Genomic DNA, 21,095 nt, shown 5'->3' with positions numbered 1-21,095 from the left:
ATTTACTCTAAAGTGAAACTTTTAAAAAAATTTATCTCTAAACCTACTATTTTTTCTTATTATAAGTATAGCAAGGTGATAAAACTACATAGCCCAGTGATAGTTACTGATTTATTCAAAATTAACTAGGATCTTTAATAATGGACTTATATCCCCTCTAAAAAATTGCACGACATAATTCTTTTTCGCCTGATTTTCTAGGGAAATATTGTAGATATTTATGATCAGATCACCGTGACAAATCAATTTAAAAGATTTACTTACAAACAATCACTTCGCGAGTAAATGACCCTTTCTTAACGGCTGCCCGGTTAATAATGACAAATCCTGTATTTACGAGGATTTCATCGATTGGTTCAACGGTTACCACTACGACTTTTTTAGCAAACCTACGCGCACTTTGGAGCATTTCGGTCTTCTCTTCTAAAGTGATGACAGAACACAAATTATATGGTAAATCAATAATCGCTACATCATATTGATTTGTAATGTCACGGATATCTGCTAGTTTCACTTCGCAAGACAGCCCAAAATGTGCGATATTCTCTCTGGTTCCTCCAAGAACAAGAGGGTTCCTGTCACTTCCCACTATATCAATTCCCATTGATAAAGCTTCTACTAGTACGGTCCCAATTCCACAGCAAGGGTCAATTGCCTTTATCTCACTCGTATTAGGAATAGCGATATTTACAATAGCTCTTGCCATACGTGTATTAAGCGCAGTGGAGTAACTATGTGGCTTCTGTTGATGCCGAAACCAAACAGGCTCACTTTTAACATAATCACCGAATACCCATCTGCCGTCTACCACCATAACGCCAAACAATCGGTTTGGATGATGAAGATCAGCCACACCGTTAATATGTAATCCCATTTTCTTCTCAATGGCACGCCGGTTTTCAAATCCTGCCTTTTCAGTTTTTGAACGATCACCATTTTTTACATATATTACTTTATACGTTTCACCAGTCACTTGTAAGGATTCAACTTGTTTAAGAAGATTTTGAAGGCTTTCCTCCTCATAGATGACAGAAATTCTTTCCTTAATAAACGGACTCCGACTTGGATCAATCTTTACATGGCTTTCCACAATGCTAGTTTGAGGCTCACTCCCAAATAATGAGCACATTTCCAAAGCACATAATGAACGTTCCTCTTCATTGCAGTTGTAAGTATATATATATTTCGTTATTCTTTTGTATTTACTATCCAACAGTTCTCATCCTTTAATCTCTCTAATGATAAAAGGCAATAGGTATGTTCTAATTTGACTACACCTATTGCCTCTCCTGACGAAGCTTTACTTATAAAACACTTTATCGATGTTGTACTTTGACTTTAATTCATTAATAATATACGTTTCGTAAATTTCTCTATCTACAGGATCATCAATAACACAAACTTCAATTTTAGTAACTTCATCTCTATGACTTTTAATTGGGGATACAGTATCTTCAAAATGCTTTTTAATTCTTGGTCTCAGCTTCCTTGCTTTCCCAACAAATAATAGCTCACGATTATTGTTATAAAACATAAAAATACCACCCTTATCTCTAGGGATAAGATGAAAATCAGTAAACCCATAAATATTACTTAGCTCAGGATTTTTCTGTTTAGTAATGGTCACACTTGGTTTTGGAATCGTTATGTTTATCATGTACGTTCACTTCCTCCTTCAATATCTCATTAAATGCTATCATAATAGGAATTAAAAAACTAATTTACGTATGGTATGTCTATCTACTGTTCCAGGTGGATATGCTTTTTATGCAGGAACATCCATGGCTGCTCCTAAAACTGCAGGACTTGCTGGAGTAATTATTGCAAAATATGGAAAGGATGTTTTAAGTCCTTCTCAAGTTAAACATATTATCCAAAGCTCTGCTGATGACTGGTTTAAGCCGGGATATGATGGAGAATCTGGATTTGGTTCTATTAATGCAGTAAATGCTTTAATTAGAAAATAAAATAGAACGACAAGTACCAGGCACCATCCAGAATTTTGGAAGGTGCCTGGCACTTGTCCTTATTAAGGTTATTAATAGAATTCCCCTTCCCGATACTAGAATATGGTGGGAGCAAAGATTATTTTTTTTCGGAACCACTTCATAACCTTCTCGGATGCTCAAAAAAATCTTTAAATATGGACTGCCTTACTATCTACTGATTTTTCAACGACAACACCGTCGAATGCAGCTTTATAAATTTTATAGATATCCTCTTTTAATAGAGTCATTGGACTACGAGCTAATATGCGCTTTTGCTCAACCGCATCATTCGTTAAACTTTCAAGTGCATCCTCTTGAATGTCAAATCCTTTTAATGAAGATGGAATATTTACATCTTCTACTAATCTTTTTAACTCTGCTACACACTTATATGAAGCTTCTTCTTGTGAAAGATTTACAGAGCTAAAGCCCATTGCATCATAGATATCTTTCATCCGTTTTTCACAACTTTGACGAATATAGCCCATTACATATGGAAGCAATACGGCATTTGAGTCACCGTGTGCAATATGGAATTGCCCGCCGAGCGGGTAAGCTAACGCGTGTACACCAGCAACCCCAGCATTGAAGAATGCAAGTCCTGCAAGGTAACTTCCGTAGCTCATATCGGTACGAGCTTGTTTGTCCTGACCGTTCGATACAGCTGTGCGAATCGAGTTGCTGATTAGGCGAATGGCTTGCAATGCCAATGCATCAGAAACTACACTCGCATTTTTAGAAATATAAGCTTCTACTGCATGTGTAAGTGCATCAATGCCAGTTGCAGCAGTTACTTTTGGGGGCAAGGAAATCGTTAGAGCAGGGTCAACAATCGCAACATCAGCTAATAAATAGTCATGCGCTACAACATCTTTTGTCGTTTCTAGAGATAAAACGGAAATATTCGTCACCTCTGAACCAGTTCCAGAGGTTGTTGGGATTAAGATTTTAGGAAGACCTTTTTTCGTAATCTCTTTCGTACCAGTTAAGTTTAAGTAGTCTTCTACTTTACCTTCATGTGAAGCTAATACGCCTGCAAGCTTTGTTAAATCTAACGCACTGCCTCCACCCACTCCAATGACCATGTCGAATTGATGATCACGGGTGTAGGCAACCAATTTTTCTCCGATTGCCAGCGGGGGCTCAGGTACAACATCTGTATATATTTCTGTTACATAACCAGCTGCTTCAAGAGGATCTACCACTTTATTGGTTAATCCAATGTCTTTAAGGAACGGGTCCGTTATGACAAGAATCTTTTTCACATTGAAGCGATTTACTTCGTCTAATAGGTGTGCTAGAGAATCCCATCCGGTATAACTAATTGGTGTAAAGGTAATTTTTTCAGACAATTTTGGGTCACTCCTTAATTTTGATTCCAAACAACCAGTTTCGTTTCAGTCATTTCATGGATTGCATATTTTAATCCTTCTTTACCCGTGCCGCTTTCTTTCACGCCTCCGTACGGCATTTGGTCTACACGGTAAGTTGGAATTTCGTTAATCATGACACCACCTACTTCAAACTCTTTTGAAGCTTTGAATGCCGTTTGAATGTCATTTGTGAAAATCCCTGCTTGCAGACCATAATTTGAATCATTAATGGCTGCAATCCCTTCTTCAATAGAAGAAATTCGATTTACAACTACAATTGGTGCAAAAACTTCCTGGCAGGATACTTTAAGAGCAGAGTCCACATTCGTTAAAATCGTTGGCAAGAAGACACCATTTTCAATCACGCCACCTGTAACGATTTCAGCACCGTTCTCGGCAGCTTCTTGAACCCAGCTTAGTGCCCGATCTTGTTCATCAGGGTTGATCATGGCGGAAATATCCGTTGTTTCTGTAAGTGGGCTTCCCATGACTAACTGCTTAGCTGCTGCTGTAAATTGTTCAATAAATTCATCGAATAATTCATCCATTACATAGGTACGTTGTAATGAGATACAAACCTGACCTTGGTTTGAAAAAGCTCCAGCAACACATTTAGGAACAATTTGGGATAAATCAACATTTTTGTCGATGATTAAACCAGCGTTCGAGCCCAGTTCAAGGGCAACTTTTTTCAACCCAGCTTTGTTGCGAATACCAATCCCAACAGACGGGCTGCCAGTGAAGGTAATCATTTTTACTTTGTCACTTGTAACCAATGTATCTCCAACGGTTCTGCCACTACCTGTAATAACGTTAAAGGCACCTTTAGGCAAAGCCGTTTGATCAATTAATTCTGCTAAAAATAGTGCTGAAAGTGGCGTTTGTGATGCAGGCTTAAGAACAATTGTATTTCCGGCTGCAATCGCAGGTCCCACTTTATGTGCTACTAAGTTTTGCGGGAAGTTAAATGGTGTAATGGCCCCAATTACACCAAGTGGCTGCTCGATCGTATAACCGAAGCGATTGGCTCCGTTTTTCGCCGCATCCATCGGAATCATTTCTCCAGTTAGTCGTTTTGCTTCTTCGGCCGCAAATTTATAGGTTTCAATCGTACGATCGATTTCTCCTAATGCGAATTTTATTGGCTTTGCTGCTTCTAGCGAGATAATTTCCGCTGCCTTTTGTCGGTTTTCAATGAATAATTTTGCAATATGTTCTAAAATTGCCGCACGCTCATAGGCAGTTAGCTCTGCCATTTGTTTTCTAGTATTATGGGCGGATTCAATCGCTTGTTCTACTTCTTCTCGTGTTGCTTGTGGTATTTGAGCGATTACTTCTTTAGAGTACGGAGAGTAGAGATCCACAAATTTCTCTGTAGTCTTCCATTCACCGTTTACGTAATATGGCTTTTTCATTTAACTTACCTCTTTCATTTCTTCTTTTTTAGATGAATCCAGGGAATCTTTGACAAACGTATTATCAACTTCTCCTTTAAAGAAGTCTTTACCATAAATCAAGACGCAAAGTAGGATTCCTACCGCAAATGCCCATGAAGCACCTTTGATGACAAGAAGAGCAGCGACCACGCCAGCTATTCCTAAATCACGTTGACTTTGTGCCTGCATAACCCCAATTCGAACACTTACGTATCCTTGGACAAGCAAAGTCAAAGCTAATGCGACAGGAAGAATTGGTTGAACTAAACTTACGATTGGCAATAATAATAATCCGGTATTTGTACCCCAACGGAAGGATCCAATTCCTCCGAATAAGGAATTCATCGCTTTTTTTCCTTCTTTATACCGTTCAATTACTACAACCTGCATCGCTGCCCACATCGGACCGCACATGGTAATATCAGGACCAATCATACTCATCAATGCGTTTCTGCCACCAAAAATTAAATGTGCACGGTTTGGATTATAATCTACTTTTTCATCGGTTCTAACGACATCAGATTCAGAAAGTAATGCTTTCGTTTTAAGAACATCACCGAAAACTACTAGATAAGTAGCCAGTACAGCAGGGATTGCTTGTAGAAAAAAAGACATATCCGGAATTCCTAATCCGAATACAGTATACTCCGCCCAAAGGGTTGCAAAATCTGGTTTACTAAATCCCCACTGAATATCTGGCCAGTTTGCTTCTCCAAATAGCGGAGCAACAATAACGGCGAGAAAAATCGCCGGAAGAATTCCGAGGTTTCCTAATAGAGTAAATATAAATCCTTTATTCTTTTTTCTAATTTGTTCAAATGCCTTTGAAAAAGTAAGGAAAAAGGCAAAACCAATACAGATTGTAATGGTGACTGGGAATAAGCTGAATTGGCCACCTTCTCCAAATACGGAAACGACAGCACCAATACCAGCTCCAAAAATAATTCCTGCTTTAATTGCATTTGGAACCATATGAACAACTTTACTTGCTAAGCCGGTTATACCTAGAATGATGGATAAAATACCTAATGTTAACTGAAAGGCGATCAATGCATAAACCCGATCAGGCCCCTCATCAAATTGAGTAACAAACAAGACGATCAGCGGAATTGCTGGTGTAATCCATCCTGGAATGACAGGATCCCCTAGTATATGGTGAAATAAATAAAGCAGCCCATTTAATACAACAACCGCTAAAGCAACCTCAAATGGCATGCCTAAATGTTGGGCTAATAGAGTAATAGCTCCTAAGTCAACTGCACACATTAATAGACCTTGAACATAGTCTGGCCATTCAAAACGGTAATGAATAAAAGGCAGCCTAATTTTAAACGGCCCCGCTGGCATGTATGGTGATTCTTCACCATGCTGACGATTTTTCCATTTCATAAAAAATTTCTCCCCCTTTTTTGGATGTAACCCCTTACAAATTACCCTAAATATACTAACCCCTTTAGTATATTCTTTTATGAATACGTAACCATTTTTGAGAAGCAGACATTAATTCTTGGTATTCCTTCCTTTCGTTAGGAAAGGTTGAAAGAAGTTTAAGCTATGAACCATCAAATGGTTACGTATTCATTTTACAAAATAGAAACAAACAACATTATTGTCTAATTTCTATTTTTCTAGTTGTTCTTCTGTTAAACATTTTAACAGGCTCAGTTATTTTAACGCAATAATTTTTTTTATTTTCTATCATTTTAATCAATTCAGAAATTGCCAAGTATCCTAGATTTTGTTCAGAGATACTGCCAACAGTAGTTAATTGGATTAATCCATGATGACTAAGATCTACGTTATCAATCCCAATAATACTTAAGTCATCAGGTACTATTATATTCTCCCTAATGGCATCGTCTATTAAATTTAATGCTAGTGAATCTGCACCTGCACAAATGGCAGTAGGGCGAGATCCTAGTTTTGTTATTTGTTGAAAAGCATGTGTTATATTTTGTTTAGAAGTATCAGTGTTGAAAATATATTGTTCGGACAAGGGTAATTTATAATCGTTCATCGCTTGAAGAAATCCACAATAACGATTGTTATATGTGCTGACGGTTAATGGGCCACCAACCCAAGCAATGGTTTTATGCCCTAGCTCAATTAAATGTTTTGCAGATAAATATCCGGCTTCAAAATTATCAATTTCAACAAAGTTTTCATTATTTTTGTGTTTACGATTGTATGTAATGAATGGAATATCCATTTGTTTGAGCTTATCGAATATCGGATCATCAATCAAAATGCACGATAAAATAATACCATCCACTCTGTTTTCAAAAGCTGTTGCATATGCTTCAGTTAATTTATGATCGTTTACGTATTGTACGTTTACACGGTACCCCCTTTCATTAGCATAATTGATAATGGCTGATGTTGTATCGACAAAAAATGGATTGTGCAGCGGTCCAGATAAAAGGGAAATTGTATTCGTTTTATTTTGAACAAGTGATCTTGCATGTGCATTAGGTATATAGCTTAACTCATTAATTGCCTTCATAACTTTATCAAGAGTAGGTTTTTTAACTAAATCAGGCGTGTTTAATACACGTGACACAGTCGTTTGGGATACGCCTGCGTGTTTTGCGACATCTTTCGATGATACCAAGGCGCTACCTCCTTTTATGAAATTGCTTTACATGATTGTTTAATGTTGATAATACAACATTTTAAACAATCGTACTATATAGTTTCCATGACGAATAAATAATTGTTTCCAAATTTTCATTGTGATACCCCTGTAACATCCCTCAGTGGGAGAAGCTTGCTAAAATCTAGATGAAGAAAACCAGTTGAACCCAGAAAAAAATCCAGTCATTTTTCATGATGGATTTTCATACCTCGTTCCTCTCGCTTTCATTCATACACATACATTAAGAGCTATTTAGGTTTCATGATGAAAGGAGCTTTTTTAGAAAGGAAAGGAATGCTCAATAATTAAATAGTTTCTACTTAAATTTAGTCCATTTTAATATCCATTTACAAACTCGGTTATTGTTGCCATTTCGTCTTCTGTAAGTTCCCTCTCTATGTATTTCCCATATTCTTCTATTATTCTCTGTTTATCCCCTTTAAAAATATCTGTGTATCTTGCAATGGTTCTAAGCATAGTAACTTCCTGATTAAATTCCTCTTTTGAAATCGGCTTCCAATGGGAAAGGATATATGTTTCTTCATCATGGGCCAGTCGGTCTCCGATATTGGAGTCATATACCAAAACCGCTTATCTATCTTCTCAATCAAGTGCATAAAAACTCCCCTCTTACTTTCATTTTATTTCTAATATTACTTTTTTATTAAGGGAGATATATTATTGAAAAATCGCATCTATTTATGATACGGTTCTCCGGGTCTAAATGAGGTTTTCATTTTGAAGTCTGGACTAAAGATTTTCACTTTTAATTAGTCGTCTTTATTCTCGTCCATTTTATTAGTTTTCATTTTTGTCACGAGCGCCGTCAAGGGCACCGTTATAATCCTGAAAGGCTTTCCTGGTCGGATAGTTAAGTGAATTAGTCACATCTAGGACAAATGCATTTTGGTGTCGATCTACCACTATTATAAACATCAGATTCATAATATGAGATATGACTAAAATAAATAGAAGGTTTGCTTAGAACGGCATAAACTGGCTTTTTTGCTTTGAAAGGGGCTCTAGAAATAATAATACTTTCTGATTAATATTAGCAATATTATTGCAATATAATTGCCATAGACGTAAACGAATTAACACCTCCTTGTTCTTTTTCTCAGAAAAATCTATGTTACGATTACTTAATATTAGCAACCAAAGAACATGGAGGATAAATGAATGCTTAAAAAAATTATATCAATTGCACTAGTTACTGTACTCTCGGTAACTTTAAGTGTTAATGTACAAGCTGCGATGATTACCGTACAAGAAGGAGATACTCTTTGGGATCTATCACGTGCAAATAATACAACTGTAGAAAATATTCAAATGTTAAATCATCTTTCTACCGACCTTATTCACCCCGGGGATGTCCTTACCATTGCACCGCAAAAACAATATACCGTTAAGCAAGGTGACACATTATGGGACATAGCCGTAGATCATCAAGTAACAGTTTCGCAAATTAATGAATGGAACCAATTACATACTGATCTCATTCATCCTGGTTTAAATCTAATAATCTTTGATGGTTTGAAAACTAGTAATACGGCTGTAACTGAAAAACCAATAATGCCTGCAGCTCAAGAATCAAAGGAAAGTACACCTGAAGCACCTGCTCCATCAACAAGTAATACAGGTTCAAAGGAAAGTACACCTAAAGCAACCGCTCCATCAACAAGTAATACAGGTTCAAAGCAAAGTACACCTGAAGCAACCGCTCCATCAACAAGTAATACAGGTTCAAAGCAAAGTACACCTGAAGCAACCGCTCCATCAACAAGTAATACAGGTTCAAAGGAAATTACAATGGAAGCTACAGCCTATACGGCTTCATGTGAGGGATGTTCCGGTATTACCGCTACTGGAATTAACCTTAAAGCAAACCCAAATGCAAAGGTCATCTCAGTTGACCCAACTATTATTCCACTTGGTAGTAAAGTTTATGTAGAAGGCTATGGTGAAGCAATCGCAGGGGATACTGGCGGAGCCATTAAAGGAAATCGAATCGATGTCTTTATTCCTTCTCAACAGGATGCAATCAATTTTGGAGTAAAACAATTAAAGGTAACAATATTAGACTAACATATCTATAACCAGCCTATCCTTAGGATTTCTATATATGTACAAAAAGATGATTTGAATCCTTATAATAAGCAAAAAAGAATCAGATTTGGTCCTTTTTTGCTTATTTTTTCAGCCCTTCCAATAGGTTTGTTATCGTCTTATAGCCAAAAACTAAGACTGTCCCTAAAAGTTAATTAATTTTAACCTTTAGGGACACCTGCTTTTCATCTATAGGAATCCAACTTAGAAGGCTCAAGCTAGGTAATATACCGGGCTTAAGCCTTTTAATTTTGCCTTCAAACATTTGTAATTGTAGTAATAGATTCACTTTTTTTTAGGCTTTTCGTTCAAAATGGAACGTAATTCTCTAATATCCGTTTCCGACAAGGAATCCTCCTGGACGAACTGAATTAGCATCGACTTTAACGCCCCACCATAAATTCGCTTAATAAAAGAATGTGCCTCGGCGCGCTGACACTCATCTTGCGAATAAAGTGGGAAAAAAGTATAGATCCTCTGATCTTTATTGACACCTATAACTTTTTTGTGAACGAGACGATCCAAAAGAGTGCGTACGGTTTTCGGCTTCCAATCCGTTTGCTCCTGCAAAGAGGATATAACGTCATTGGCCGTTTGTGGAGCCTTTTTCCATAGAACATTCATTACTTCCCATTCTGATTCTGAAATATTAGGGATTTCTTTCGTCAACCTTATTCTCCTCCTTCTTTTGGATGACGTGCAAAATGCTTCAACCCATTCTCCTGTTTCCTTAATAGATTCCTTTATCTCTTAAAATTGATAACGTGATTTCCGCTGCCTTGCTTCCATAACTATTATCTTCATTTTGTATATTTGTTGCAAAGAAATAAGTATTGTCCTTGGTCTCTACATATCCAATGAACCATCCGTTTATATTCCTGCCATTAACGTTGCCCGTACCGGTTTTCCCGGAGAGGCGGGAACCGTCGTTTTCCTCTAATGTAAGGGAATCTTTAACGGTTTGGATATTCTTGTCCTCGAATCCAAATTGATTTGTATAAAACGCTGATAGTAATTGTACCTGTTCAACTGGAGAAATCTTTAATGAAGATTCCAGCCAATAGTCTGATCCACCAGAAAGATCATAATTTCCATAGCCCATCTGTTCCAGATAAGCTTGGATGGTTTCTCGCGGAATTCTTTGACCCAATTCCTGAAAATACCAGGTTACCGAATTTCTCATGGCAGTTGATAAGTTTTGGTCCGTATTCCAAGATTCATAAGGATATTTCGTTCCATTCCATTTCATAGTGGAATTGTCACTTGTTATTACATCTGACTCTAATCCAATTAATGCGCTATAAATTTTGTAAGTAGAATTCGGGGAAACTCTCAGCGTGCTTTTATCTTTATTATAAATACTATATTGACCAGCTTCCATATCATATAATACAAAGCTTCCATCGTATCCAACAAAATAATCGCTTAAATCCTCATAAAGCGTGCGTTCATTATTAAAATCGTAACGGTCATTATTAGTGGCCATTGCAGAAATAAATGGAACCTGGCTTGCTACAAATACACCTATAAGGGTAAAGATTGAAATACTCTTCAGCTTCATCCACTTCGACTCAATTGTAAAGGTTGCGATTTTTTCAATCCGTTTTTTCATTTGCTCCTTGGGACCGTTAAACTGATTGGCCCAAGCAAAATCTTTTGAGTGTGATGCTAGAGCTGCGAAATTAATAATCGCATTCCCATAATCTGCATGACGATGCTCATCTAAAGATTTTAAAACAGCCATATCACAAGCTATCTCACGATCCATTCTCATTTTTTTAAAAGCAATCCATACAAGCGGATTAAACCAATACAATATTTGATAAATGATAATGAAGTAATTCGTTGCTATATCTTTGTATTTATAGTGATGCAGTTCATGCATAAAAATGTATTCGATATCTTTTATAGACATCCATTCGTCAAGATGTATCGGCAGCACAACGTAGGTCTTAAACAGACCGAATGTCATTGGAGATTTGACAAGTGATGATTCTCCTGCGATTAAAGGTTTAGATATATTTAAACGATGCTTGCATCGTTCAAATAAGTGTAAAATGTCTTTGTTGTTCAAGACTGTTGTCGTATTTTTAATTTTCTTTAATTTGAACCACGCATATAGGAATAGAACAGCCATAACTAACATGCCTGCAATCCAAATACTGGTTAATCCGACATTCAAGAATTTCAGATTAAGATGATTGACAGGTATCGTAAAGTCCTGCATCCAGTTTACGTTACTAAGCATAGAACCTTCGGTGGTGCTGATAGAAGAGCCAACTCTATTGCTTTGATTTATATTGAATAAAATAAAATGATTTTCAAAATGAAGCAACTGCTTCGGTATAAATGGAAGCGTTAATGCGATTAATAATAAAAACCATAGATTGTATTGCCATTTCGCTGAAAGTTGCTTAGAGAATAATCTCCTAATAAGCAAAATAACCACTATAGTAATAGAGGATACAATAAAACTTGTGACTAAATGAGTGAAAAGCATACTTCTTTACCTCCATTTTCCGAAGTATCACTATAATACTTTACATTCCGCTAATTCCTTTCAAGAAATTTCAACGACTTTTATTGTAATTTATTCCATAAAAGTGATCACTAATTTGTTTCCTATTTTCCTTTTGTAGTTTTATAACATCTCTGTTTAACACTTCATTACTAGTTTATCAAATTATCATTTTTTTGCATAAAGGGGTGAAACTAATAGCCTTAGAGCATGATGGACTTTATGATCTTTTCCTGAAAGGAAGAGTGAGGAATTTAGTTTAAAGGGATTGACATTCGTAGACTACAGTTGTAATATTGGACTACATTTGTAGTCTTGCGATGATTAAAGGAGGTAAAGATTGGGTATTACGTGGCTACATCAGTGATTTTGAATTGATGCTGTAAGTAAAGATACAGCAACCAGCCAACAAATTAATATTTTTTTATTAGCAATCAGTGAAACAGTACACATTTCATCATTGCTAGGTAAAAGAAGCCAGTTATATTTTGGATAGATAAAAACTAGAAAGAGGTTATGAATTTGATAAAAACATATAAACACAAATTCAGCATGCATCATTTTACCCTGCTTATGTTGTTGGTCGCAGTGATTACACTCACTGCTTGCGTGGATAAAGACAATTCGACTAATACTTTGTCTAAAGAGGAGAATGAAGTAGAACAAACAGCAAATACAGATGAAAAGTTTACCCAACTCGAGAATGAATTTGACGCTCGGATTGGTGTCTATGCGATTGATACGGGCTCGAATCAAACCATTGAATATAGACCAGATGAGCGCTTCGCTTTTGCATCTACTTACAAAGCTTTAGCCGCAGCCATCTTGCTGCAGCAGAACTCTTTGGAAGAACTTAAGGAAGTTATTACTTACACCGAGGATGATTTAGTTACCTATTCTCCGATTACAGAGAAACACGTGGATACCGGGATGACCCTTTTGGAATTATGTGAGGCGGCGGTTCGGTTCAGTGATAACACAGCGGGGAACCTCTTATTTGAGGCATTGGGAGGTCCTAAAGGATTTGAACAAGCCTTAAGAGAAATAGGTGATAACGTTACCAAGGCGGATCGCTTTGAACCAGATTTAAATAATTTCACCCCGGGAGATACTCGTGACACCAGCACACCGAGAGCTCTTGCCACCAGTCTTCAGGCTTTCGCAGTCAGCGACTTACTTTCCGACGATAAACATGAATTGTTCACGGATTGGCTAAAAGGCAATGCTACAGGAGATACACTAATTCGTGCAGGCGCACCTGAAGGCTGGGAGGTTGGTGATAAGAGCGGGGCCGGAGGTTATGGGACAAGGAATGACATTGCTATTGTTTGGCCGCCAAACAGAGAACCAATTGTCATTGCGATTCTGTCTAGACATAATACGGAGGATGCTGAGTATGACGATACGCTGATCTCGCAGGCTGCTAAGATCGCACTTAACGCTCTAAAGGAATGAGAGGCTGACTAGTTTTCACCAATGAACTGGAAGGATTGAAGCAATTTTGGGTATGCGTTGCCCATATGGGGTTATATTGGACCTGTTATAAAGAAATGAGCGAAGTTGTTAAAAATTTTATAGGTGGGATAGCGTCAGGAAAAGCATTTTCCTGACGCTACTCCTGTTAAAAAAATCCTTGATTTTAGCTGTAGCATATTAGTATTATGTGGGATATTCCCTTCCCTTTACCTCCTATTGAAAAAATGGATGACTTTACATAGTCCGTGTTCTTCATGAAGAATTTCATTTTTATACTTCTTTTCTAGTGTCATTTTTTCTAACGTTGTCCAGGATTGACCTTTTGAATTCACATATTGACGTTCCTCATTACAGATAAGACATGATTGAGGCGGCTCTAATGACAAAGGATATTGAATGCCACAAGTAGTACAAAAAAATTTCTGAATAATCCCACTTCTTTTCAAAAAATAAAACTTTTTTGTGAGTTTTATACATCTTTATTGTAAATAATACATTAGGCATGATTCAATCATATGTCGAATCATGCCTAATAATTTATTATCAAAGAGTTATCCTAGATTAAGATACTCTCATATTCTACTCTTTTAATACTAATGGTTATGTCCTTCGAAACACTTATAAATTCGGAACACCAGCTAGAATTATTTTTTCATTAATTCCTCATCTCTTTTAATCGTTGCATCAACACCCTTGATCACGGTTGAGATGAAAGCTTGATCTTCTAATGCCACTAATCCGGCAACCGTTGTTCCACCAGGAGAGCAGACTCTATTAATTAGCACCCATGGATCCTCGTCACTTTCAAGAATCATCTTAGCACTTCCTAAAACAGCTTGTGCTGCAATTTTATTTGCTAAATCTTTCGGTAATCCATTTTTTACAGCTCCACGAGCCAATGAATCAATAAATAAATACGCATAAGCTGGTGAGCTGCCTGCAATGGCCGTAAAGGTGCTGAAATGATTTTCAGGTAATTCAATTGCCATACCAATCGCATTAAACATTTCTAAAACAAAGTTTACTTGTTCCTTACTAGCTTCTTTATTTCCACATACAGCTGCAGCACCTTCACCAATCATGGCATTGACGTTTGGCATTACCCTAATGATCGCCAGGTCGTTTCCTGCATCTATAAGCGTTTGAATTTTTTCAATAGAAGTACCAGCTGCAATTGAAACAATCAGCGGTTTGTTATCTTTGATCAATTCTTTTAATGGTGATAAAACCACCTCAAATTGATTTGGTTTAACCGCTAAAATCAAAACGTCTGCCATTTTTACTACCTCTTCGCTAGATGCACATGCATTCGTTTTAGTTTCAGAAGCAAACTGATGCATCTTTTCTGTATCTACATCAAATACAAATATATCTTCCGCTTTTGTATGCTCATTATTAATCATTCCTTTAATAATCGCATTTGCCATATTACCTGTCCCAATAAATCCAACTTTCATCATTAAAACCTCCTTGGTGTTTATTTTAATAAAACTTTTAAGAAAATTTATCTCTAAACCAGCTATTTTTTCTTATTATAAGTATAGCAAGGAAAAAAAACTACATAGCCCAGTGATAGTTACTGATTTATTCAAACTTAACTTTCTTCTTCACTTTTCCCTCACCACCTTTTTTTAATAAAAAAACCCTTCCATCCCCGAAAAAGGACGGAAGAGCTTTGTCTCCGTGGTACCACCTTCATTGATACTAGATCAATTTTTCAATCTATCACTCTCTTTCGAAAGTCATGATTCAATCATCAAAAGTAAATTAGATTCTCAACCCTACACCGGATTCGATACTAATTGCTTCAAACTAGGTACTCCATCTTCCACAACGAAAGAGGCACGTGTGTTGATTGAGGCACCTGGTCTTGTTATATATTTAATGACCTGATAATCTGTTTGCCAAATGTCTTGTGTCACTTTACAGCGCACATAGCCACGATAGTTATTAAAGAATTTAATATGGGGATTTTCCTTCAGATACTGACCTGTATTGCTGTTTACATCAGAACCGTCTCCATTGGAAGTAATAGAAGTTCCAACAAACTCAACCCCCACATTTTTTGAATCAGGGTCATGGAAGTCTACCTTGATTTCATTTGCCCAGTTGGTATGAACATCCCCGGTGAGGACAACGGCATTCTTAATATCGTTTTCAGCTATAAAGTCCACAATACGTTGGCGTGCGGCAGGATATCCATCCCAGGCATCCATACTTACACTCTCTTCGTCAGGATCAAAATCACCATCACGGTGAGCGAAAAAGACTTGTTGAGCGAGTACTTTCCATTTGGCCTGTGATACAGCCAATCCATTTAATAACCATTGTTCCTGTTCCTCACCTAAAAGGGTACGGCTTGGATCCTCAGATTCAGAGGTTGGGGGTTTCCATCCATCTCCATTTGCCTGATCATCTCGGTACTGCCTAGTATCTAAAACATTAAATTCTACTAAATTACCAAATGACAAACGGCGATAAATTTGGATATCACTACCTTGCGGAAACGATGTGCGGCGAAGCGGCATATGTTCGTAATAAGCTTGGTAAGCAGCAGCTCTCCGTTTCAAGAAATCTTCAGTTGGTTGTTTGTCTGGATCCTGCGGAATATCCCCGGCATAGTTATTATCCACTTCATGGTCATCAAATGTCACGATCCATGGAAAATTAGCATGGGCAGCCTGTAAATCGCTATCCATTTTGTACAGAGCATAACGATTACGATAGTCATCAAGCGTATAGATTTCAGGAGCAGAATAATTCTCTGGACGAACCTTTGAATTAACACTTCCTTCGTAAATATAATCTCCAAGATGGACGACCAAATCCAAGTCGTCCTTGGCCAGGTGCTGATAGGCTGTGAAAAAGCCGGTAGGCCAGTTTTGACAGGAAACAAAGGCAAAGTTGAGCTGATCAACCTCGCTATTATTGGCCGGTGCCGTCTTTGTTCTGCCTGTTGGACTGACTTCAGCGTGTACTGTAAATCGGTAATAATACCATGTGGAAGGTTTCAAGCCCTCAACTTCTACATGGACAGAGTGGCCAAGTTGAGGCTTGGACAGTTCGGTTCCTCTTTTGACGACTTTTTCAAAATCGGGATCAAGTGAGACTTCCCAATGGACTGGGTATGGATGGTTATCCATGCCGCCTCCATTTAATGGATCCGGCGCAAGTCTCGTCCATAAGACAACCCCATCTGGTAGCGGGTCGCCAGAAGCAATCCCTAATGTAAAAGGATATTGTAGTTTATTAGATTTGTTGTTCTCTTCTGCTGCGGACGCCGTCCCGATAGGCAACGAACTCACAATAGTCGCACCAAGAGCAATTCCTATTCCCTTTCCCGTGCTTTTTAAGAATGTTCTACGATTATTGTCAAATTCTCTCATATTCATCCTCCTTTTGCATTCATGGAAAAGTTTAGGCTCTAATTGTATGTAGAATTTGAGCTTTTTGTAAAATATACGTAAATCGTAGAAAAATGATAGATTAGGATTAATTCCCAACATGGAATATAAGGATAAAAGAAGTAGGGTAATTCCATTAAATAACATAAATTTGCAGAATGATTAAAAGAAAGGGGATGTCTTTTCAGGCCGGATCACACTACCACCTATGTAAAAATTCTCTTTCAGCATACAGCCAAGCAGCGCTTTTTCGACGGTCATGTCAAGCCTCCACCTCTGACGGATTATGCTGATAAATGCCTGGTACATTGGGACACGTTTCCGTCATGGCTGGAGCCTTTTTCCGCTGTTCAAACTCCTTCTCCATCGCCCATACATCTTCTAGTGTTTTTACCTGTTCCTCACGACATTTTTTCAAAATCCCATATGTATACCGCCAATTTCGTTTGCCTACAGATAAAGATATTTTCATAGCCTCCATCACAAGAGGTTCCCCAAATTCGTCTATGGAATCACCAATCTCCTCTGCGATAAATGGCGAAAGTACTCCAAAATTGTGTTGGTAAAAATCAAACACCTGACCACACCTACGATTTAGTAGTTGTTTTTCTTTTTGCCTCCGTATCGTGGACGTATCGTCTAAACCGTCACTAATGGGTTGACCATCTGGCCTGTCTTTAGACCATTCAAAGGGAGAATCAGCATAGGACTCATATAGTTTCCGCACCCTTTCGTTTCGAATATGTTCTCCAACATATCGAATGAGCTGTAAGTCTTTTACCTTTTCTAACTCACTTTTTCATGCAATCTTCCACCGGTTTTCCGCTTGCGAATAAAATTGAATTTCCCCCAATTTTTAATCGGATTTCCCGTGTATCCAGGTTATATTTCACAAGTTGGTGCTTATTGATCAAGCGCTCTAAGATACTTTGAATGGTCTCTTGCGAATACCCTGTATCAAAAGCCATTTGCTTCTTCGTGATGGTGTAGATCCCGATTTGCTTCGTATTTTTATTCGTTAACAAATAATGAAACACATACTTATCCTCCGGTGTCATTTCCTCCACAACCCTCGGATCATCCCAAAATTGAGTGTAAACCACACGATACTTTGCCATCGCTTCTCTCCCTTTCTCCGAGACTCTTTCAAATAAACGATTCACCTCATATATATGGATTGGGTCGAAAAAAGGACAGGTTATATTCATAAAAAAAAATCAGAGCCGAGGCCCTGATTCGTTTTTTGTAGGGATTTATAATCATTCGTATGTAAACAAAACCGTTTTTATTTATGATACGGTTCACCGCAAGATCTCTAAATGAGGTTTATGTTTATAAATCTTCTAAAAAGAATATCACTATTTTATCAATTTCTTTAAACTCAGCCACTTACACTCTTCTAACCTTTAGCAAAGTTGTAAAAAGACGAAACAAATGATATATTATTTTAATTGGTATCTGGTATACCACATACCATAATTCTTTTCCTCTTTTCTTAGAAAATAATTATAATCCCTTAAGATTTAATAATATTATGATAAAGGATGAAAATGGATGACTTTCCTAAAGGCAGAACAACCCCAATTATTTAAAGATCATGCTTATAAAGAAATTAAGAAAGGAATTATTCAACACAAAGTCGAACCTGGTTCCATGTTAAATGAACGTTCACTTAGTGAAATCCTTGGAATTAGCCGGACCCCATTAAAATTAGCTTTGCAACAGCTAGAAGTAGAAGGGTGGATTCAATCTGTACCAAGAAAAGGTATCTTTGTTAAAACCATAAATAGACAAGATGTTGATGACGTTTTCCAACTACGGAAGGCTAATGAAGTTTTGGTTATTGAACTACTAATTCCTCTTCTTGATAACGAAACAATTGAAAAGATTGAGAAAGTGGATAAACAACTTTCTGATATCAAGAAAGAACCTTTAAAGTTTGTGTATCATGATTCTTCCTTTCACTTGTTTTTAGCGGAGTTAAGTCAAAATCTTCGACTGTATCAATTAATCCAAAACCTTACCGATCATTTTAATTGGTATGGATTCGCTGCATTAAAGGCCGGAATAAGTTTAGATGAGGTTTATTACGAGCATAAACTAATTATTGAGGGACTAAAAGCAAGGAATATACACCAAACAACAAATGCTGTTTTAAACCATATTGATAACACGTATAGCACAATATTAGAGAGTCTTAAGGAGTGAATGGAAAGGTTGAAAAGGTAATAATCTACAAATTCACATCTTTTATTCGATTTACGATAATGTCCATTTTTATAAGAAAGAAGGGAAGTTGTTTCCAAAATGAGGGACAACACAACATGAAAATTCTCATCATTTTTTTACAAATTTTTATTCTATACATCTTTTCCTTTATTGGAACCGTTATTCATAACTTTTTCCACCTGGTCATTCCGGGTAGTATCATAGCACTCATATTACTTTTTATTTGTTTATGTTTAAAAATAGTTCCAGTAAAGTGGATTGAAAACGGAGCAGGTTTTTTGTTAAGTATATTAATGTTATTTTTTATCCCAACAACAGTTGGTATCATGAACTATCCTTCATTACTGTCTTTTCAAGGTGCATTGCTCGTTTTAGCCGTACTATTAAGTACCATCATTTCCATTGCAATAGCAGGAAAGGTAGGTCAATTTTTTGAGAAAAAAGCACAAAAAAGAAAGGATGATAAAGAATGCAGCAAATTCTCCTCGCATTCTGCATGATTTTATTAACTGTCGTTACTTATTTTGTGATGACTAGAATTTATAAACGGTATTCTTATCCGTATTTAACTCCTGTTTTAACTGCGACAGCTTTTATTATCATGATCCTTTTAGTGTTTCATATTCCTTATAAAAGCTATATGATTGGCGGGCAATGGATTAGTTCCCTTTTAGGTCCATCCGTTGTAGCACTTGCTTACCCTTTGTATAAACAACGTCATTTTATAATAAATCACTTATTCACCATATTAGGAGGGGTTTTGGTTGGTACCATTTCTGGAATGGTCAGTGTTGGCCTCCTGGCTAAAATCTTCGGGATCAATCATACGTTAATTCTTTCCATTATCCCTAAATCTCTCACTACTCCTGTTGCGATTGAAGTAGCTAGAGGATTGGGTGGAAATGCCTCAATGGCAATTGTCGGTGTTATGATTGCAGGAATCTTTGGTGTAATAGCTGCTCCTACTATCTTTAAATTGATGCGAATTCATAGCCCCATTGGCAGAGGGATCGCTCTTGGTAGCACATCACATGCTATAGGGACTTCTAAGGCAGCTGAATATAGCGAACTAACCTTTTCAATGAGTTCTGTTACAATGGCATTATGTGCAATCATTGGCTCCTTTATAGGCCCAATCGTTGTGTGGCTATTTCAAATTTAAGAAACCTCTTCACGAATAAAATATTGTTTACGTATGCATGTAGAACCCTAATCACCCGACTATAGAAAAGTCCAATTTCCTCTTTGGAAATTGGACTTTTTATCTAGCAGAAATGTACTCAGCCTAAAATTGCTGCTAAAAGTCCTACTTAAATAGACTTTCATTGCTTTAGCAATCACTTCATAATTTCCTTTGTAAAAACCTCATTTACTTATGGTACGGTTCTCCGTGATGTATCTAAATGAGGTCCCTGCGTTATAATAGATAAAAAAACGCCTATACTTCTTCATATGAAGTTAGGCGGGCGTTCTTTTACTCGCTCTCAAATTAAAACTTGCTTTCCGATAGCATACTCAATGAAGTTTTGGACCTAAGCCCCTTTGCGCACGAATGGCTGCTCAGGGGCTTTTCGCTTATCCTTCCAACTTCTCTTTTGCTTTTTTCGGAATATCATTTAGCTGCACTTCATCATAAGAAGTGACTTCATTACCGTCCTTTATATACAGCATTAAATATGCATCTTTGCGCAGTTCCTTTGCTCCAGAAAATTCAACTTCTATCATATCGCCATTTTCGTTATATGCAGGCAGCTTATACCAGTACCGCTTCATAATTTCGCCTGAATCTAGTTTTGTTTCCTCCACTGAAACTGCGTCCGTAATTTGCACATACGCTTTATCTTTCCCAAATCTATTAAAATCCACTGTTGCAAAAATAACAATGGCACCTACTAATAACACGCCAAGTATCGCTAAAGCATTTTTCATA

At 37.2% G+C, this 21,095-nt stretch carries 20 protein-coding genes and 1 pseudogene; 6 read left to right on the top strand and 15 right to left on the bottom strand.

What is annotated here, in order from left to right; all coding sequences use genetic code 11:
• Positions 1-256: 256 nt before the first annotated feature.
• Both KHA94_RS06690 and KHA94_RS06685 read right to left on the bottom strand, forming a co-directional pair.
• On the bottom strand, positions 257-1,129 hold the full coding sequence (locus KHA94_RS06690; protein ID WP_213102231.1) for a TRM11 family SAM-dependent methyltransferase: 873 nt from the start codon (positions 1,127-1,129) through the stop codon (positions 257-259).
• Between the two features lie 171 nt (positions 1,130-1,300).
• Positions 1,301-1,657, bottom strand: a complete 357-nt coding sequence (locus tag KHA94_RS06685) for a nucleotide excision repair endonuclease (protein WP_213101389.1) — start codon at positions 1,655-1,657, stop codon at positions 1,301-1,303.
• Positions 1,658-1,727: 70 nt separating this feature from the next.
• Here KHA94_RS06685 and KHA94_RS06680 point away from each other — a divergent pair, with 70 nt between their 5' ends.
• Positions 1,728-1,967 carry a S8 family serine peptidase gene (locus tag KHA94_RS06680; RefSeq protein ID WP_213101388.1) on the top strand — a complete coding sequence of 80 codons (240 nt, stop codon included), beginning with the start codon at positions 1,728-1,730 and terminating at the stop codon, positions 1,965-1,967.
• Positions 1,968-2,137: 170 nt separating this feature from the next.
• On the opposite strand, the gene KHA94_RS06675 is transcribed toward KHA94_RS06680, so the two are convergent.
• The 5 genes from KHA94_RS06675 to KHA94_RS06655 form a co-directional block, all read right to left on the bottom strand.
• Complete coding sequence (locus KHA94_RS06675) at positions 2,138-3,340, bottom strand: iron-containing alcohol dehydrogenase (protein ID WP_213101387.1); 1,203 nt, start codon at positions 3,338-3,340, stop codon at positions 2,138-2,140.
• 14 nt (positions 3,341-3,354) lie between these two features.
• A complete protein-coding gene (locus tag KHA94_RS06670; protein ID WP_213101386.1) occupies positions 3,355-4,776 on the bottom strand; it encodes an aldehyde dehydrogenase family protein in 1,422 nt (473 codons plus the stop codon).
• Complete coding sequence (locus KHA94_RS06665; RefSeq protein WP_213101385.1) at positions 4,777-6,186, bottom strand: hypothetical protein; 1,410 nt, start codon at positions 6,184-6,186, stop codon at positions 4,777-4,779.
• Positions 6,187-6,403: 217 nt separating this feature from the next.
• Positions 6,404-7,408 (bottom strand): LacI family DNA-binding transcriptional regulator, encoded by a 1,005-nt coding sequence (locus tag KHA94_RS06660; RefSeq protein WP_213101384.1) that lies wholly within the window; start codon positions 7,406-7,408, stop codon positions 6,404-6,406.
• Positions 7,409-7,768: 360 nt separating this feature from the next.
• The gene (locus KHA94_RS06655) at positions 7,769-8,017 is read right to left on the bottom strand and encodes a hypothetical protein (protein WP_213101383.1); all 249 of its coding nucleotides are present in this window, start codon (positions 8,015-8,017) and stop codon (positions 7,769-7,771) included.
• 594 nt (positions 8,018-8,611) lie between these two features.
• Here KHA94_RS06655 and KHA94_RS06650 point away from each other — a divergent pair.
• Positions 8,612-9,517 (top strand): LysM peptidoglycan-binding domain-containing protein, encoded by a 906-nt coding sequence (locus KHA94_RS06650; protein WP_213101382.1) that lies wholly within the window; start codon positions 8,612-8,614, stop codon positions 9,515-9,517.
• 306 nt (positions 9,518-9,823) lie between these two features.
• Here KHA94_RS06650 and blaI read toward each other — a convergent pair whose 3' ends face one another.
• Both blaI and KHA94_RS06640 read right to left on the bottom strand, forming a co-directional pair.
• Positions 9,824-10,207, bottom strand: coding sequence for a penicillinase repressor BlaI (gene blaI / locus KHA94_RS06645; RefSeq protein WP_213101381.1), 384 nt, complete (start codon positions 10,205-10,207; stop codon positions 9,824-9,826).
• Positions 10,208-10,268: 61 nt separating this feature from the next.
• Positions 10,269-12,038, bottom strand: coding sequence for a BlaR1 family beta-lactam sensor/signal transducer (locus KHA94_RS06640; RefSeq protein ID WP_213101380.1), 1,770 nt, complete (start codon positions 12,036-12,038; stop codon positions 10,269-10,271).
• Positions 12,039-12,572: 534 nt separating this feature from the next.
• Here KHA94_RS06640 and bla point away from each other — a divergent pair.
• Positions 12,573-13,511, top strand: a complete 939-nt coding sequence (gene bla / locus KHA94_RS06635; RefSeq protein ID WP_420828148.1) for a class A beta-lactamase — start codon at positions 12,573-12,575, stop codon at positions 13,509-13,511.
• A gap of 251 nt (positions 13,512-13,762) precedes the next feature.
• On the opposite strand, the pseudogene KHA94_RS25880 reads toward bla, so the two are convergent.
• The 5 genes and pseudogenes from KHA94_RS25880 to KHA94_RS06615 all read right to left on the bottom strand — a co-directional run.
• A pseudogene (locus tag KHA94_RS25880) lies at positions 13,763-13,960 on the bottom strand (hypothetical protein); the annotation flags it as partial.
• A gap of 216 nt (positions 13,961-14,176) precedes the next feature.
• Positions 14,177-14,992 carry a pyrroline-5-carboxylate reductase gene (gene proC / locus KHA94_RS06630; RefSeq protein ID WP_249365384.1) on the bottom strand — a complete coding sequence of 272 codons (816 nt, stop codon included), beginning with the start codon at positions 14,990-14,992 and terminating at the stop codon, positions 14,177-14,179.
• Between the two features lie 321 nt (positions 14,993-15,313).
• Positions 15,314-16,918: an alkaline phosphatase D family protein gene (locus KHA94_RS06625; protein WP_249365383.1), complete on the bottom strand. Its 1,605-nt coding sequence runs from the start codon at positions 16,916-16,918 to the stop codon at positions 15,314-15,316.
• A gap of 280 nt (positions 16,919-17,198) precedes the next feature.
• Positions 17,199-17,513, bottom strand: coding sequence for a DnaD domain-containing protein (locus KHA94_RS06620; protein WP_213101377.1), 315 nt, complete (start codon positions 17,511-17,513; stop codon positions 17,199-17,201).
• 214 nt (positions 17,514-17,727) lie between these two features.
• On the bottom strand, positions 17,728-18,054 hold the full coding sequence (locus KHA94_RS06615) for a replication protein (RefSeq protein ID WP_213101376.1): 327 nt from the start codon (positions 18,052-18,054) through the stop codon (positions 17,728-17,730).
• Positions 18,055-18,490: 436 nt separating this feature from the next.
• Here KHA94_RS06615 and KHA94_RS06610 point away from each other — a divergent pair, with 436 nt between their 5' ends.
• From KHA94_RS06610 to KHA94_RS06600, 3 genes are all read left to right on the top strand, one after another.
• Positions 18,491-19,144: a GntR family transcriptional regulator gene (locus tag KHA94_RS06610; protein ID WP_213101375.1), complete on the top strand. Its 654-nt coding sequence runs from the start codon at positions 18,491-18,493 to the stop codon at positions 19,142-19,144.
• A 116-nt stretch (positions 19,145-19,260) separates the two neighbouring features.
• Positions 19,261-19,665, top strand: coding sequence for a CidA/LrgA family protein (locus KHA94_RS06605; protein WP_213101374.1), 405 nt, complete (start codon positions 19,261-19,263; stop codon positions 19,663-19,665).
• The gene (locus KHA94_RS06600) at positions 19,635-20,327 is read left to right on the top strand and encodes an LrgB family protein (protein ID WP_213101373.1); all 693 of its coding nucleotides are present in this window, start codon (positions 19,635-19,637) and stop codon (positions 20,325-20,327) included. Before KHA94_RS06605 ends, KHA94_RS06600 begins: the two co-directional genes overlap by 31 nt.
• 413 nt (positions 20,328-20,740) lie before the next feature.
• Here KHA94_RS06600 and KHA94_RS06595 read toward each other — a convergent pair whose 3' ends face one another.
• Positions 20,741-21,094 carry a YxeA family protein gene (locus tag KHA94_RS06595; protein ID WP_213101372.1) on the bottom strand — a complete coding sequence of 118 codons (354 nt, stop codon included), beginning with the start codon at positions 21,092-21,094 and terminating at the stop codon, positions 20,741-20,743.
• Position 21,095 lies beyond the last annotated feature (1 nt).

The organism is Cytobacillus citreus (genome assembly GCF_018343665.1).
GTDB lineage: Bacteria > Bacillota > Bacilli > Bacillales > Cytobacillaceae > Cytobacillus > Cytobacillus citreus.
Note: the sequence above shows the minus strand (reverse complement) of the source record. Positions and strands in the feature narration are given on the sequence as shown.

Excerpts from the sequence above, each read along its gene's own strand:
- KHA94_RS06595 (WP_213101372.1), bottom strand. The coding sequence starts at position 21,094 with ATGAAAAATGCTTTAGCGATACTTGGCGTGTTATTAGTAGGTGCCATT.
- KHA94_RS06610 (WP_213101375.1), top strand. The coding sequence starts at position 18,491 with ATGACTTTCCTAAAGGCAGAACAACCCCAATTATTTAAAGATCATGCT.
- bla (WP_420828148.1), top strand. The coding sequence starts at position 12,573 with ATGAATTTGATAAAAACATATAAACACAAATTCAGCATGCATCATTTT.
- KHA94_RS06615 (WP_213101376.1), bottom strand. The coding sequence starts at position 18,054 with ATGGCAAAGTATCGTGTGGTTTACACTCAATTTTGGGATGATCCGAGG.
- KHA94_RS06665 (WP_213101385.1), bottom strand. The coding sequence starts at position 6,186 with ATGAAATGGAAAAATCGTCAGCATGGTGAAGAATCACCATACATGCCA.
- KHA94_RS06605 (WP_213101374.1), top strand. The coding sequence starts at position 19,261 with ATGAAAATTCTCATCATTTTTTTACAAATTTTTATTCTATACATCTTT.
- KHA94_RS06650 (WP_213101382.1), top strand. The coding sequence starts at position 8,612 with ATGCTTAAAAAAATTATATCAATTGCACTAGTTACTGTACTCTCGGTA.
- KHA94_RS06685 (WP_213101389.1), bottom strand. The coding sequence starts at position 1,657 with ATGATAAACATAACGATTCCAAAACCAAGTGTGACCATTACTAAACAG.
- KHA94_RS06625 (WP_249365383.1), bottom strand. The coding sequence starts at position 16,918 with ATGAGAGAATTTGACAATAATCGTAGAACATTCTTAAAAAGCACGGGA.
- KHA94_RS06640 (WP_213101380.1), bottom strand. The coding sequence starts at position 12,038 with ATGCTTTTCACTCATTTAGTCACAAGTTTTATTGTATCCTCTATTACT.
- proC (WP_249365384.1), bottom strand. The coding sequence starts at position 14,992 with ATGATGAAAGTTGGATTTATTGGGACAGGTAATATGGCAAATGCGATT.
- KHA94_RS06600 (WP_213101373.1), top strand. The coding sequence starts at position 19,635 with ATGCAGCAAATTCTCCTCGCATTCTGCATGATTTTATTAACTGTCGTT.
- KHA94_RS06680 (WP_213101388.1), top strand. The coding sequence starts at position 1,728 with ATGGTATGTCTATCTACTGTTCCAGGTGGATATGCTTTTTATGCAGGA.
- KHA94_RS06670 (WP_213101386.1), bottom strand. The coding sequence starts at position 4,776 with ATGAAAAAGCCATATTACGTAAACGGTGAATGGAAGACTACAGAGAAA.
- KHA94_RS06690 (WP_213102231.1), bottom strand. The coding sequence starts at position 1,129 with ATGTGCTCATTATTTGGGAGTGAGCCTCAAACTAGCATTGTGGAAAGC.